This window comes from Butyrivibrio sp. TB, assembly GCF_900110805.1.
Taxonomy (GTDB): Bacteria; Bacillota; Clostridia; order Lachnospirales; family Lachnospiraceae; genus Butyrivibrio; species Butyrivibrio fibrisolvens_C.
In genome coordinates this window covers 78,600-94,440 of sequence record NZ_FOER01000006.1, presented here as the reverse complement: position 1 = coordinate 94,440, position 15,841 = coordinate 78,600, and the positions used below count along the sequence as shown (strand labels likewise).

Annotated in this window: 11 protein-coding genes and 1 tRNA gene; 3 read left to right on the top strand and 9 right to left on the bottom strand. The window is 41.1% G+C overall.

What is annotated here, in order from left to right:
* Positions 1 to 500: 500 nt before the first annotated feature.
* Positions 501 to 680 carry a hypothetical protein gene (locus BMX21_RS05485; protein WP_022752903.1) on the bottom strand — a complete coding sequence of 60 codons (180 nt, stop codon included), beginning with the start codon at positions 678 to 680 and terminating at the stop codon, positions 501 to 503.
* Positions 655 to 849 carry a hypothetical protein gene (locus tag BMX21_RS05480; RefSeq protein WP_034484156.1) on the bottom strand — a complete coding sequence of 65 codons (195 nt, stop codon included), beginning with the start codon at positions 847 to 849 and terminating at the stop codon, positions 655 to 657. The genes BMX21_RS05485 and BMX21_RS05480 overlap by 26 nt, the downstream gene beginning before the upstream one ends.
* A 174-nt stretch (positions 850 to 1,023) precedes the next feature.
* Between BMX21_RS05480 and BMX21_RS05475 the strand changes: the two genes are divergently transcribed.
* Both BMX21_RS05475 and BMX21_RS05470 read left to right on the top strand, forming a co-directional pair.
* Complete coding sequence (locus tag BMX21_RS05475; protein ID WP_092042183.1) at positions 1,024 to 1,686, top strand: hypothetical protein; 663 nt, start codon at positions 1,024 to 1,026, stop codon at positions 1,684 to 1,686.
* Positions 1,683 to 2,657 (top strand): hypothetical protein, encoded by a 975-nt coding sequence (locus tag BMX21_RS05470; protein ID WP_092042181.1) that lies wholly within the window; start codon positions 1,683 to 1,685, stop codon positions 2,655 to 2,657. Before BMX21_RS05475 ends, BMX21_RS05470 begins: the two co-directional genes overlap by 4 nt.
* A 61-nt stretch (positions 2,658 to 2,718) precedes the next feature.
* On the opposite strand, the gene BMX21_RS05465 is transcribed toward BMX21_RS05470, so the two are convergent.
* The 5 genes from BMX21_RS05465 to BMX21_RS05445 form a co-directional block, all read right to left on the bottom strand.
* Positions 2,719 to 2,791: transfer RNA gene (locus BMX21_RS05465), tRNA-Thr, on the bottom strand.
* A 159-nt stretch (positions 2,792 to 2,950) separates the two neighbouring features.
* Entirely contained in the window at positions 2,951 to 3,967 is a 1,017-nt protein-coding gene (locus tag BMX21_RS05460) for a mechanosensitive ion channel family protein (protein WP_092042179.1), read from the bottom strand.
* A 32-nt stretch (positions 3,968 to 3,999) separates the two neighbouring features.
* Positions 4,000 to 6,603 carry a 1,4-alpha-glucan branching protein GlgB gene (glgB, locus tag BMX21_RS05455; RefSeq protein WP_092042177.1) on the bottom strand — a complete coding sequence of 868 codons (2,604 nt, stop codon included), beginning with the start codon at positions 6,601 to 6,603 and terminating at the stop codon, positions 4,000 to 4,002.
* Positions 6,604 to 6,754: 151 nt separating this feature from the next.
* The gene (locus tag BMX21_RS05450; RefSeq protein ID WP_092042175.1) at positions 6,755 to 8,254 is read right to left on the bottom strand and encodes a L,D-transpeptidase; all 1,500 of its coding nucleotides are present in this window, start codon (positions 8,252 to 8,254) and stop codon (positions 6,755 to 6,757) included.
* A 140-nt stretch (positions 8,255 to 8,394) separates the two neighbouring features.
* Positions 8,395 to 11,796, bottom strand: coding sequence for a DUF5107 domain-containing protein (locus tag BMX21_RS05445; RefSeq protein ID WP_092042173.1), 3,402 nt, complete (start codon positions 11,794 to 11,796; stop codon positions 8,395 to 8,397).
* A 534-nt stretch (positions 11,797 to 12,330) separates the two neighbouring features.
* On the opposite strand from BMX21_RS05445, the gene BMX21_RS05440 reads away from it, so the two are divergent.
* A complete protein-coding gene (locus BMX21_RS05440) occupies positions 12,331 to 13,257 on the top strand; it encodes an AraC family transcriptional regulator (RefSeq protein WP_092042170.1) in 927 nt (308 codons plus the stop codon).
* Here the strand turns inward: BMX21_RS05440 and pgmB are convergent.
* Together pgmB and BMX21_RS05430 are read right to left on the bottom strand one after the other, a co-directional pair.
* On the bottom strand, positions 13,217 to 13,849 hold the full coding sequence (gene pgmB / locus BMX21_RS05435) for a beta-phosphoglucomutase (protein WP_027219085.1): 633 nt from the start codon (positions 13,847 to 13,849) through the stop codon (positions 13,217 to 13,219). The genes BMX21_RS05440 and pgmB overlap by 41 nt on opposite strands.
* A gap of 136 nt (positions 13,850 to 13,985) precedes the next feature.
* Positions 13,986 to 15,674, bottom strand: a complete 1,689-nt coding sequence (locus tag BMX21_RS05430) for a glycoside hydrolase family 3 protein (protein WP_092042168.1) — start codon at positions 15,672 to 15,674, stop codon at positions 13,986 to 13,988.
* Between the last annotated feature and the right edge of the window lie 167 nt (positions 15,675 to 15,841).

Below are 15,841 nucleotides of genomic sequence, written 5' to 3'. Positions count from 1 at the left end.
TATACATGTTATGAATGCTACTTTACCACATCAGATGTGGCAATGCAAGTTTAAAAATGTATATTTTTGAATATTTTATGCATTTTTAAACTTGCAATATTCATATTTCCATTGTAAAGTTTTCAATTCAGCTTTCCATTGCAAAGATCATATGAGCTTATGCCGCACAGTTTATCAATCACAATCAAATATTGCTTTGCTCATAAGCCTGTCGCCGTATACAGCCTTCCACTCTTTATGCACATCCGAAGCATCAAAGGCTTCATGTGGAACTCTCCTTCATTATTTTTACATTATGGACGTGCTCCTACAGGGTGCACGTCTAGAGTTTTAATTGTTTATCAATTCAAACTCCTCTTATAAAGAAAGCTCTCCTGCCTAACAGGAAAGCCTTTTTAACAATAACTTTTATCACCAATATTTTTTATTATTCAAAAAATCAAAATAATTTTTATAGAAAGAGTTAAAAACATTTCTAACTCGCTCTAGTAATTACTCCATCATAAATATTTAATAAATTTCTGTTTTTCAGCTATAGACAATTCTGATATACGTTTTCCTTGTTCCTTCGCATATTCGATAAGCTTACGCATTTCAAAACGAGCATTGGGTACTTTAGGCTCTTGCATATCATCAAGCGACTGTAAATATTTATCATATTTCGTCATCTGTCCATTCATAATCATAAACCTCACGAATCTTTCTTGCAGCTTCATCAAATATACCTATTTGATATTCATGCAACATACAAATCGGTTCAGCTCCATGGAAAACTTCTGTCTCAAGAATATCACCCGTTGATGCATCTTTCAGACAAGGAACTAAATTATCAATTTCAACGCAAATCATCTATTTCTCTCATTCCGATTTATTATCTTTATATAATAATTATAGCACATATGAACTAAACTTGCCTAATCAAAGCCGAATCTAACGCTTCTGTTAATGTGACAGATAATCACACCTTTGATAAAATAAAAATTGATTATCGTATTTGCGACAACAGAAACGGAGTAAAAAGCAATGACAAAAGGTAGTAATAAGGAATCCATCTTCTTAAATGAACATCTGATGGCTGTAGTATGCGTATCATCTGTGATCACAGGCGCCGCTTCTCTATTCTTACTAAGCCTTCTTGAAAATAACTATATGGCTATATTTGGGCTTGTAATTAAGCTCATTACAACTGTTGCCATGTTCTTTGCGTTCAGGCATTACAACTGGGACGTTGCCAAAGGTCTCATGGGCGGTGTTTTCTTTAGTTTAATGTATGAGGAAGCTTATCTTGTTCTAGGAAAGCTCTGGAGCGAGCAGGATTTTGATGTATATCTGGTCGTTGGCGTTCAGGGGAGCTTGTACCTTGCAGCCGCAGGTATGTCTTTTCTCATGACGATAGTTATTACGATCAATCATTTCATCATCAATTATGCGATTCATGGAAATCCCGAGAATGTTATCTTCAACCGCATGGCTATCATATTCAAATTCATCGTTTACATTATCCTTATTGTTACCAACAGCATGCTGGGCTTATCTGCATCAGGCATGTGGGCCAATGCGCTCATGTATCTGACCGATATGGCTATCCTCATCATGCTCATATGCATAGAATCCCAGTTTGATTCTTTCAAGCTACTTCGTCATGAACTTCTTAATGAAAAACGTGAAAGGAAGAACAATAAATGAACCTTCGCAAACGCTTATCCGGAATATGGCTTATGGCAATGGCACTGCTTTCTTTGTGCTCATTCACATGCTTTTTCGTAGCACAGATGTGGCTTAATATCTTATATATGTTTTATCTGACTATAGCTCTGGTTCAAGTTGTCACTTTGGTGATCTATCTCTGGGGGCCTGAGAAGCTTGCCTTTAAGCCGCTTAAGTATCTTTATCGCATTTTTTATGCATCTTCGATACTTGTAATTCCTTCATTTGCATTTATATTCATGGGGCTTATATCCCAATATCATATTAATATTCCTGAAAGTATAGATGCTTCCAGCATGCCTGTCGATAAGATCATCCCCGGGAATGAGACAACAATATACAACACAGGCAAGGTCTATATCTTCTTCCCTGAATATTCCAATGTAGAACTTGTATGCAAAGATCGTCCTTCCAAGTCTGATGATTCCATCACATGGTGCAGCGGGGCTGCCTTTCAGCATACGGTAAGTCTTGACTTTAGTCAGGAGAATGTTGAAGGGGACCATGCTGTAAACGGAGCCTACTATGCAAGTCCCTATAACAAAGATGCTTTTGCTGCTTTTACATTTGCAGATGGAGAATTTTCTTTTGAATTCGATGATCCGGAAGGAGCAATAAAAAAAGCCGCCGATGCAGGCGGCAATGGCTTCATGCAATTTAGCCTTATCAAAGATCACGAAGTTGTCATGAACTTCGACAGGCCAAGAGCAAGATGCTATAGAACTCTTGCTGAACTTAATGGAAATCTGTGCATAATCGATTCTGTCAATATGATGCACTTCACCCAGTTTATGGAAGAACTCCAAAGACTTGGTGTCACCAACGCTCTGTACATGGACATGGGCGCAGGCTGGAACTATTCCTGGTACAGGAATGCAGCAGATAAAGATGTGACTCTCTTCGGGCTCCCGGTACCATGGTCACATAACTGGGTTGTGTTCAAGAAATAAGTTCAGGAAATAGATTAAGGAAATAATGCCGGGTACATCATAAAGATGTACCCGGCACCCGAGCTGGAAAAGGGACTCGAACCCTCGACCTACTGATTACGAATCAGTTGCGCTACCAACTGCGCCATTCCAGCAGCTTATATGTTGTCAGGTGCGAATATACCCTTCGCACCGACAAAAAACATTATACTAGCAGCATTTCTCTTTTGCAAGGACTTATTTCGCAGTTCTTTTGACACAGCGCATCTTGATAATAAGCGCCACAGCTACGATCTGCAAAATCTAAGAAATACTTATTTCATATGCACATCAATCTGATTAAATGGAATCTCTATTCCGGCTTCATCAAGTGCATTCTTGACTCTCTCATTAAGATCCCACTTGGATGCAAGGAATTCATAAGACTTAACCCAGCATCTAAGCTGCATCTCAATATAGCTATCCTTGAAGTCATTGACTACAACCAGCATCTCGCGGTCCTTGAGTGCGTACTTGCTTGAATTCATAGCGCCTTCAAGTACGCTTCTAACCTTATTAGTACTCTCACTGTAAGGAACTCCTACAAATACCTGAAGTAGCCTTACTTTATTGCCTGTCGAGTTGGTAAGTGATGTATTGGACAGATCTCCATTAGGGATCACGATCACTCTGTTATCAGGTGTTATAAGCTTGGTTGTAAAGAGGGATATCTCCTTAACAGTTCCTTCATGCCCATGTGAATCTTCTATGATATAGTCGCCAAGCTTGAAGGGCTTTACAAGCAGTATCATCACACCACCTGCAAGATTGGAAAGTGTACCCTGAACAGCAAGACCTATAGCAACACCGGCAGAACCAAGAAGAGCAACTATACTTGCAGAATTAAATCCAAGAGAAGCTGCCACAAGGACTATGCTCAGGAACTTAAGTCCCACTTCGATGAACTTACATACAAAGTGGATGATGCTCTCATCCGACTTTGCCTTCTCCATAGACTTACGGAGTGCCTTGACTATCAGGTTAGACAATTTCCAGCATATAAGAAGGAATACCAGCGCTATAAGAACTTTAACTCCAAAGTTAAGTGCCTTATCAGGAAGCTCTGTCATGAATTTCTCCAAAGCCGAAGGATCAACCTCTGTTCCGGAGATCTTGGTAAGTGTCTCAGCCGCTGCTTCTGTAGAAGGGAGTACATCTATCGTCTCCTGCAGAGCTGTTGAAGCAGTAGCGGCTGAATTTGCTGCCGCATCTGAATTTACAGTCGTAGCAGAAGCTGCACTACCTGAAAGTGCAGCCCCTGCGAAAGTGTTTATCAAAAAATTGTAAAACATATAAAACTAATTCCTTTTTTTAGTATACCTATTCAGGCTTTATCACCTGTGTCCTTCTTCTTACTACTCTTTGAAGATGATGTCTTCTTGGAAGTGCTCTTCTTTGCTGCAGGCTTCTTTACATCTTTTCCCTCAGGGAACTTGGTGATAGTGCTCTTCTTAGTTACCTTCTTAACAGCTTTCTTTGGAGCCTTCTTATCAGAAGCTCCCTTTTTGGAGCCATCTTCATTGGTACCTGTCTCAGCGAGCTTCTCTATAGCAGCATCAGATACTATAGCAAAGATCCTTTCCTCTTCGATCTTGTCATACTTTTCTTCTATTGCCTTCTGCTGCTGGGCAAGTTCCTTCTCGTATTTGGCCTTAAGCTCAGCAAGCATCCTTGCCTCTTCCTTCTCATGCTTACTAAGAAGAAGTGAGCGGCTCTTCTCCTGCTCTGCTATCTTCTTCTCATGAGCCTCTTCTCTGATCTTACGGATCTTCTTCTCCTTATCTGTATAAGGAATGTAAGAAAATACTGCAAGTGAAAGAGGTGCAAGCTTAACAGGCACGCTATACTTGCGGCCATCAGCCTCTATAAGCTCAGCCTCGATCTTTCTGTCATTGACTACGCCGCTTCCGCCAAAGTCCTTGGCATCTGTATTAAGGATCTCTTCATAGCGTCCATCGTGGTTGACGCCTACTCTGAACTCTCTCTCAACACCAGCCATATTCATGACTACAAGGAGCTCTTCCTCGTCCTTGCTGCTCTTTCTGACAAAAGCAAGCATGCACAGATCTGCTGCCATCGAGTTGATCCATTCAAATCCATCAGTCACATCGTCAAGCTCATAAAGTGCCGGATGATCGAAATACATCATATTGAGCTTGTATATGAAGTTCTCCATCTGAAGGCCGCGCTCCATAGATACAGCATTTCTGCCATGATAGAGCATCTTCTTACCGGGATGAACCATCATATAAGCAAGTATCAGTCTGACATTGGACTCCTTCTGGTCATCATCACCAGGCATCATCTCTTTAAGGAAAGGATATCCGCCGACATCTTCATGTGACAGAGCCAGTATGAACTTCTCTGTATATGAATACATCATAGAGAATGTAAGCTCATTGTGATGCTGACCCCTGAAGATAGGATCATACTTCATATACTCAAGACAGTCATGAGACCATCCATTGTTCCACTTGTAGTCAAATCCCAGTCCGCCCTCTTCAACAGTATCTGTAAGATGCGGCCAGCATGCTGTCTCCTTGGTGATAAGAAGGATTCCCTGATCCAGCTGATTGACCTTTTGTGTGAGTTCCCTCATGAACTCTACAGCTTCAAGGTTCTCATATCCGCCGTAGATATTAGGAGTCCACTCGCCGGGCTTTCTGTCATAATCCAGATACAATACTTTTGATATATCTGTAATACGTAAACCATCAATATGGAATTCTTTTAATAAGTATAAAGCATTAGCATACAGGAAATTGGTTACCTGCTTGCGTCCGTAGTCGAATATCAGGCGATGAGTTCCAGGCTGGGTTCCCTTGCCGGGATCCTCATACTCGTAGAGAGCATGGCCATCGAAGTAGGACAGTCCATAATCTCTTTTGGGAAAATAAGTAGCTGTCCAGTCAAGGATAACACGTATACCTTCCTTGTGGCAGGCATTTATAAAGTCCATGAAATCAGCTGCTGTTCCGTACTCACCTTTTATCGCATAGAAACTATTAACATCGAATTTGTGAATTTCATCATGCTCACATACAGGAAGAAGCTCTATAGCATTAAAACCATTGGCCTTAACATAATGGATCACACGAGCTGCCAAAGCTGCATATGTAACATCTTCATCATCTTCAAATGCAGTCTGTGCAAATCCGTCAAGAGACAGCTCTACTATAGAAAGGGCGCTGCCTGTTTTGTCATAAGTCTTCCTCTGAGTCATCCATGCCTTGTCATCCCACTTATATGAAGGAGCCGCAGCAACTACAGACACCTCAGCCTTATAATCTTTGGTTCTTGTAGCATACGGATCGGGACGAAGGAATATCTCTCCGCCTCTTGTCTTGCACTCATACTGATACTCCTGACCTTCAGTTACATCAGGAATAAAAAGTTCATAGATGCCGCTCTCATCTACTCTTCTCATCTGATGTATACGGCCATCCCAGTTATTAAAGTCTCCTATTACCGATACTCTGGCAGCATCGGGCGCCCACACTGCAAAGTTTACACCCTCTACTCCATCTCTTTTCATCATATGAGCACCAAGCTTGTCATAGATTGTATCATGCATACCGCTTGAGAACTTGATACAATCCTCCCTTGTTATAAGAGGCTCATACACATATGGATCATGAGATACTGTCTCCTTACCGGTCTGATCTACCAATACGTAATGATAGGAGAATCCTGCCTTGTATGGCAACAAAGCTGCATAGAATCCCGCATCATCCTCAAGATCCATCTTGTAAGTCTTGCCATCAGATGATACTACTTTGACCTCTGCATAATCAGGGCGAAATGTCTGAATCAGAACAGAATTCCCAACCTTATGTGCTCCAAGAATACGATGCGGATCGTGTCCGTCCGAATAAATTATCTCCTCAATTTCCGGCCAATTCATCAACTTATAAAGTCTGTTGTTCACGTGGTTTTCCTCCGTTTCAACTTCTTTTTTATTGTGGTGCTGAAAAAACTAAAGAACATAAAAAATACAGAACGCTTTAAAGATTCAGTAATATATTATCACATAACTTGCACACTTACATCGAAAAAAACAAGAATCATTAATGTAATGATCAGTATATCACAACCGGAGTACCTATTTCGACATAACCATAAAGTTCTTCTGCCTTATCTGTAGGAAGATTGATGCAGCCATGAGAACCTTCGTTTTGGTATATATCTCCTCCGAACTCATCCCGCCAGGATGCATCGTGCATTCCAACGCCCTTGTAAACAGGCATCCAGAATTTGACAAAAGACACATAGCCCCTGCCTCTTAGATATCTGTTTCTAGCCTTGCCATATACATAGAATACACCTGTGGGAGTATCTCTTCCTCTTGCCACATTGCCTGTAACAATATCGCAGCTAAGCATCAGAATCCCATCTTTATAATAATACAGATGCTGATCCTCTATACTGATCTCCACATAGGTATTGCCTATATCATCAGAGCCTTTACTTGCAGCCACCTGTTCATAGGTAGGTTCGTGAGTCTCTTTGATTCCTTTTATGATAGAACTTATCAGATATTCAAACTCATTATTACTATCTATCTTATTGCCATAAGTTCCGCCGTCAATTGTTATAGTCTTACCTCTACTGGTGTAAAAAGACCTGCTGCCTCCCACAGTACTATACTGACCGCATAGTTCCTGCACACCTTCATATAGCGCAGATTCGCTTACGATGATGTTGCCCGCATTATCTACTGCAAATCCATTCTCTATATAATATTCTTTGGGAAAAGATGTTTCCTTGCCGCCAACAATAAAGTTGCCACTCCCCGGCTGATTCTTCTTGGGCTTTTGAGACTTTAGATCCGGCGCCATATCTTCTGTAACTATGGCACTGCTCATAAAAGATCCGCTAAGCTCTATTTCATCATCTCCAAATTTATATACTATTCCTATATCCTGGATCTTACTTATCTTTTCAAAAGTCTTCCTGACAGACTTCATTTCATCAGTAAGCTCAAGCTCTTTGTAACATGAATCCAGCAAGCCAAGATCAAGATTGCTGCTTCCGCTTCTTAATGCTATTTCGACCTGCTTGAGTATCTCGTCATATACAGGTACGTCTCCCGTAGTATCAATAAGCTGATAGCCTTCATCAACTATGTTTACTATTTCTATAGTTCTGTCCTCTTCTTTAAGATCGAACATAGACCAGGAGGATACTATGCTCTGGAGCTTCTCTTTGTCATATGTTATATCAGCGGCCATAGTAAGCTCCTTGCCATTAACAAGATGATAGATCCAGCTGATCACATTCTGATTGTCAAAAGCCGCCTGCAGGGACTTGGTATAATCTGCTTTGATATTAACATCAGAAGCTTTGACTATGTACTCCTGCCCCTCTAAATCTGTAACCGTGATGTCGCAGGGTTCATACTCGCTGTTTAGAAGCTCTGCTGCCTTACTAACAGACAGGCCTGTAATATAATGTCCCTGAGCCCATGTCCCAAAAACAAAACGGTCGTGATAATAGACTGCCAGAGCCATATAAACGGCTGCAGCCACTATCACGATCCCTATTAAAATACCACTTGACCATTTAATTATAGTTTTCATATACTCATGATACCACAATTAAAAAGTTTTTATTATCTATTTTTCGATTATTTACCGATATTTAGTTATGCCGTTTTCATCTCAGCTCAAAATCTTTACTAACCAAGAAACCCATATGTAAAATGCTGCAGCTCTATCACTTAGCACATCTCAAGATACAAGGATGCAAGTTGGTGGTTTACGTCAAGTTGCAGAGCTTTGGTAAACCATTTTGCAGCTTCCGGAATGTGTCCAAGGCCCATGTTGCCAAGGCCCATGAGGTAGTAACAATGGACTTTGTTCTTTAGATCCATATCTGCATCAAACACAGACATATCCGGCATTGATACTGCGAAGTAATCCATTACGAACTTATCGCCCTCGTGATGTTCACCGTAATCAAGGAGTTTATAGAATCTGGTATTAGCATTGCCAATGTCATCAAGTTCTCCATAAGCAAGTCCCTGATAGAGTATCATATCTGCCGGCTGGTCATAGTAGTACATCATACCGGCCGGTTCGCTTTCGCCAAGTGTAGCTTTTCTAAAGCATTCGGTAGCTTTCTCAATCTCACCCATAGCTTTATAACATTTTCCAAGGAGGTAATATAGATTATTGTCTTTGGTTCCTTCAAGTCTTCCTTCGCCAAGGTTGTCAGGATATGAGAGCGCCTTGTTAATAAGGCTTGCAGCTTCTTCCGGCTTATCATCACGCAGCTTACCTCTTGCCATCATATATAGTGATAATTTGTACTGGGTTGTTATCTTGCCTTCGGCGCCTTCCCAGGTCTGGAAGTCATGCCGCATTATCATGTCGTAGGCCTTTTCATACTGCCTGCACATATTAAGAATGGTCACATACTCGGTATATAAATCGTCTCTTTTTTCTATAAGAGATATATTATCTTCAAATAGCTCGAGGCGCTTTGCTGCGTCTACTCCAAGTCTTTGATATAACTGATCAAGCTCTAAGAAAACTCTTGCATCGCTCTTATTAAGTTCAAAAGCTCTCTCCATGCACTCTCTGGCCTTATCCTTGTCACCTTTTTTGTTGTAATAAGCTATAGACAGGTTCCTATAGAGCGTTGGGAAGCTGTCATCAAGATTGCCTGACTTCTCCCACAGATCCACTGCTTTGTTATATCCAAGCTTATCATAATACAGGCATCCCAGATAATAGTAAGCTTTTGAGCCTTGAGGATACAGTTCTATACACCTTTCCAATACCAGGATATCTTCAAGTTTGTTAGGGAAACAGTATTTGAAGGATGCTTCCTGCGCAAGGAGCAGTTCCTTATGTGCCTCATCATGTCTGGCAAGTTTATCAAGATAGTATGCTCTGTAATAGTGCTTCAAAGGGCTATCCTGCTTGCATAATGAAAGAACCCTTGCGGCATATTCATAAAGACCATATTCGGCAAAATCTCGGGCTGTCTGGAGGAAATTCTCTATATCCCCTGTGACTACTTCTTTATATTCTTCTTTATATTCTTCTTTATATTCTTCTCTATATTCTTCTTTATGTTCTTTTATATATTCTTCTACTTGCTCTTCTTTATAATTCTTGCACTTCTCCTTCTTATCTGTTTCTAAAACATTCTCATCTGCTGCCGCTGCTTCCCGAAGCTCAGTCGCCATCTTCAGGAATCTGGAAACAAAGTCAAAGGCATCGACCTTAAGGTTTTCATCTATATACTCAATAGATTCTTTATTTCTATTTAGTATACTAAGAAGCGTAGCTTTAAGGCCTCTTGCCTTTATATTATGAGCATTCTTAACAAGCCCTCTTTCAATCAGGTCAAGCGCCCTGTCGTACTCACCTCTTCTGCAATCAATGACTGCAAGATAGTAATAAGCCATCTCCTGCTGGGCACTGGTCCAGGTTGCCTTATAGAAGGCATCGTAAGCTTCATCCTCTTTTCCTTGGTAAAAGAGTGACAGACCGAGGTTGTAATATGCTTCGCTATCATAAGGATTGGGATTTAATAAAGTCAGTCTGTCAATTGCCTTCCTGAAGTGCTTCTCAGACTTGGCAAATTCACCTCTTCTTAATAAAAGAAGTCCATAAGCATTGTTGATACGTATATCTCCTTCATCCCTTTTAAGTCCCTCAAGATAGTATCCATCAGGAAGCCATGTCGCATGACGGTACTGCTCGATATGCCTTCCCGTAAGGTACAATTCCTCATTAGTCATGATATCCTCAGGCTTTTTGGCAGGTCTTGCAGGCTCGGCCAGTTTAGGTATCCCATAGTCTTTCTCCTGATAAGAGACAAGTTCTTTGCCTTCATTAAAGACAGTTATCTTAACCTTATATCTGTCAGCATTTTTTGCAGGTATATTTTTGGTATATACATTTTCAGGAGATATTGAGGTCTTTTCATCCAGTATGATTTCTTTATTATTAGTAATAACAACTCTTGCATTTATAAGATCGCTGCTTGCATAGACGATAGCTTCTATATTATCATCAGATACTTCCAGATTAACTGCCGCATCTATACTTGCATTCTTGATATATCCCGCTTTCTTGTATGGCATAAAGTACTGCCTGAACTTCTTCTCCTCATAGGGCATAAGCCAGGCAAAATCAGGCTGGTTGTCGCAGTATACACCTGTCATCAGCTCAATATAAGGGCCGTCTGTATCTGTAAGGTTCCTGTCCCAGGCCTTGCCAAAGTCTCCGCACCCCCAGGTCCACTGCTTCTTGCCGGGAGATATGTGATGATCAGCTACATGCAAAAGTCCTGCCTCCCTGCCATAATCATAGCCGCCTACAAAGTCAAAATCAGAACGCTCTGCCATATAAGAAGTCGGCACAGGTATATTCTTATATCTTGAGATATCAACGCCCTGGCTGTAATCATGCTTATAATATACGCCGGTAGCAATTGGGAATCTTGATACAGCTCTTTTGCCATGGTCATAGACAGAGTGTACATCAGGCGGGAACACTGACTGGGTGTTGTCATTGACAGACACAGCAGGGTTGGCCCACCACAGGAAAGTCTGCGGAAGTGGCGTTCTGTTATAGAGCTGGCCTTCAATCTCAATATATGCCTTGTCAGGATATAGTGTTATAGCTGTAATGACCCTTGTGCCATACATCCTGTCTACATCTCCAAGAAGAAGTGATTTAGAGCCGTCAGCGTTGTCCCTTATCTTGTGCTCGACCTTCATATATGTTGTGGGTCTGTGATGCTGAGGCCAGTTGAACTCTATGCCGCCTGATATCCAGGGGCCTGTAAGTCCCACAAGTGCAGGCTTTATCACATGATTGTAATATACGAAGTCATAGCCATTGGTCTTGTCATAGGCTCTTTGGATCCTGCCGCCAAGCTGCGGCATGACCATGACTTTGATATATTTATTTTCAAGGAAAACAACGTTCCAGATCTTATTTTTCTTTTCTCTTTTGATCTCAGATGTTGCAGGATAGGGATAGATCTTGCCGCTGCTGCCCTGATACACTCTCTTTTCAAGAAACATTGGATTGATGTCAGGCTCTCCAATGTCATAAGTTGGAATCTCAACCTTCTCTTCCCAAATATTTACTGTATCCATGATGCCTCCTTTTGGTAAGGTACTCCATTTATTTAATATATCGCCCGAACTTCCCACTTAGACAGACCAGCATCCCCAAAGTCTTTACAGGGGTAGGCAGTATATAAATCATTGTCACACTGTTAATCATTTTATGAATTCATGGCATGATATCTGTAGCTTTTTATTCTGGGGTCCGAAACTCGCTTACGCTCAGACATGCGGACCCCTGGCAGAATAAAAATCTCCATCTATCACGCTCATGAATTCTATAAAATGATTAAAAAGTGTGACAATGATTTATATACTACCTACCCCTGTAAAGACTTTGGGGATGCTGGTCTGTCCAAGTGGAAAGTATGAGAACAATTCATTTTCATATCCAAATTAGTGTCGCAAGATCCACCAATATAGACCTTTTAATCACTCGCTTTGCTCGCGACATGCGGTTAAGTTTAAGTTCTTAACAAATCATACTTACAATATAAATATTTAACAATTAAGAATATTGCTTTATAATGTAAAAAACTTGCTCTATATAGAAGGAGAGTTCCGATGTATTCTACAGAACAGAACATCACCATAGATTCTCAATACTTTTTGTATACTCCTACGGCCTTGGCACGCAAATTGTTCCTGTATCCTACTGTGATAGGGCGTTTTGAATATATGCCTTCATATACCCTTACAAGAAGCCGTTACGACAGCTATCTTATTATTCTTATAGAAAGCGGCTCTATGGAAATATTGCTCGAAGATGGTTACCAGACTGCTAGAAAAGGGGACGTTGTTATCATAGACTGTTATAAGCCTCATGCTTATAAGAGCGGTTCCGGATGCAAGGCATTGTGGATGCATTTTGACGGCGCTATGGCAGGAAGTTATTTTGAATACTTGCTTATGGGAAGGAATAATGATCAGCTCGAAGATAGAATGTTGGTAAGTGATTCATCAAGTGCTATATCTGTCCCGGGCTCAGCTATCATTTCTATGCCAAATTGCAGCATGATACGCAGAGAGCTATTAAAGCTGTATGATTCTTTTGAAAAGCATGAGTTAGTAAGCGAAGCATCCATGAGTCTTATAATAAACAACATCCTTCTTGAACTGATGTCTTTTCATGATAATACGGTTACTTCCGTTCAGGATGGCATCAAGAAAGTCACTGCGTATCTTTCAGATAACTTTTCAAAAGATATATCTCTTGATCAGATGGCAGAGATTGCGGGTTTTTCTCCATACTATTTTGCCAGAAGATTCAAAAAAGAAACCGGTGTAAGTCCGCACCAGTTTCTCATATCAACACGCATCTTAGCTGCCAAATATAATCTTCTTAATACAAGCATGACAATATCAGAGATTGCCTATGCCTGCGGATTTGAGGATGAGAGTGCCTTCTGCTACTGCTTCAGGCAAAGAGAAGGCATTACTCCCAATCAGTTCAGGAAAGGCTCAGGATATCAGAAAACTTCTGAATCTTGATGTCTGTCTTGTCATAGCCTGCTGCATCGCCGATGCCTACAGATGTCATACCACCAGCTTCTGCAGCATCTATTCCTGAATATGCATCCTCAACTACGTAGCAGTCTTTGGGGCTTTCACCGATATACTCGGCAGCCTTTAAGAAGACCTCCGGATCAGGCTTTGACTTTGTGATATTGGTGCCGTCAGAGATTGCATCAAATGCATCCATAAGTCCTACTCTTTCAAGTATGAATTTGGTATTCTTACTTGATGATCCTATTGCAAGCTTATATCCCCTATGCCTTAACTCTTTGAGAGTATTCCTTACGTCTGTGCTTACATCATCAGGTGTCATGGTCTCAAGAAGTTTTCTATAGTTATCATTTTTTTCAGCCGCAAGTAGGTCTTTTTCCCTCTGTCCAAGTTTATGGCCTTTATAATTCTCAAGTATGATCTCAAGAGAATCCATGCGGCTTACTCCGCGAAGTCTGTTATTAATAGTCTCGTCAAAATATATATCCATCCTGTCAGCCATCTTCTTCCATGCCTGATAATGGAACTTATCTGTAAAGACGATCACGCCGTCCAGGTCAAAAATAAAAGCTTTCAAAATTTACTACTCCTATATCCAATTCTTTTATGCTTTGGATTCTTTTGTATCTTAAATTCTTTTGTATCTTAAATTCTTTTGTACTTTAAATTCTTTTGTGTTTTAAATTCTTCTGTTCTTTAAGTTCTTTTATGCCTTAAAATCCTAGATCCTGTCTTCCGCAGAAAGGATCTATAGGTGACACTCCCTTAAAAGGTGACCTTCCCATGATCTTGTCTATGACAGCTGACATAACATACTCAGAATTGCAATATCCGTTTATGAATGTCTTGACCATAGGCGCATCCAGAAGGTGATAAGGATTGCCAACACTTATGAACATAACAGGCATCTCATATACCATCCAGGGCATGTTGGTTCCAAGTCCGAACATGGTATGCCAGTTGATCCTGGCTACAGTGTGGTTGGACGCTGTCTCGATGTTAGCCACGTACATCACAAGGTCATACCTTTCTTTGAGCTTAGCTACAGAATCGTCCATTACTTCAAAGCCTTCTTTGACATAAACTGTCACATCGAAGCCTTCCTTAGTGAGCTTATCTACAAAAAAGCGCTGAACCCTGTCATTGGACTCATACTCACCAAGGATCTGAAGAAGGATCCTCTTGTGCTTAACAGGGCTTATAGGAAGAAGATTCTGAGTATCCTTAACAAGTGTTACACCCTTATCCGCACATTCTCTTGCCCAGCTGTCATGTTCTTTGCAGTTAAGGACTTTAAGAGCATCCTCGTCAGGTACAAGAGTGCCTTTTTCCTTCTTAGTGTTAAGTCCAAGGGCAGCCTTGGTTGCCAGTATCCTCTTGACCGCTTCTTCGAGTCTTGCATCCGACAATATACCTTTTTCATAGCCCCTATGCATGTATTCATAGTCTTCATCTATATTTCTATTAAAAAGAAATACGTCACAGCCGCTTTCTATAGTCATAGGAACGGCAGTCTCTCTGTCACAGGCACAGCAAAAGCCAACCATAGGTGTAGCATCAGTAGTTATGAGACCGTTAAATCCAAGCTTGTCTCTAAGAAGCTTCTTGAGAAGATTTGGAGACAGTGTTGCAGGAATCACTTTATCAACCTCTTTGCCCTCATAGAAGTCTTCATATGAGGGAAGTGCTATGTGACCTGCCATGATGCTAAGAGTCCCGGCTTCTATCATAGCCTCGTAGATCCTGCCGTAGCTTTCATCCCATTTGGATACAGACAGAGAATTGACACTTGTAAGAAGGTGCTGATCCCTTTCATCTATTCCGTCTCCCGGGAAGTGCTTGACCGCTGTTGCAACGCCTTCCTCTTTTGCCGCCTTGATATAAGCAGTTCCCATATCGATAACCCTTTGAACATCATCTCCAAAAGTCCTGACATTCATGATCGGATTGTGATAGTTCCTGTCGATATCAACTACTGGTGCAAAAGCCCAGTTAACTCCAACTGCAGCTCCTTCCTTGCAGGAAATCTTGCCAAGCCTGTAGGCGCTGTCCGTATCATTAGTAGCTGCAACCAGCATCTGCCTTCCGTAATATGTACCTTCTACAGCTGATCCATTGCCGCCGTATTCAAGATTCGAAGCCGTAAGAAGCGGGATCTTGCTCGCCTCCTGCAATATCTTGTGGGCATCTCTTATCTCTTGTCCGGGGCCTTCTCTATAGAGCATTCCGCCGATATGGTATTTGTCTATGAAGTTTTCCAGTTCTTGCTTGTCCTTGGTGAAGATTATCGGGCAAAAGAGCTGTCCGATCTTCTCATCAAGGGTCATGTTGTCATATGTCTCTTCAACCCACTTTATCTTCTCATCGTCAAGAAAAAACGGGTTTGCCTTAAAATCAATCATGTCGCTCCTTAAAAATTCGATTCATTAAACACACGTAGTATTAGGGGATGTTGGTTTGTTTGCCGACTATAGTTGCCCACTTGTCCGGACCGGCATCCCCAAAGCCTTTACTGGGGCAGGCAGTATATAAATCATTGCCACGCTTTAATCGTTTTTAGACTTCATGG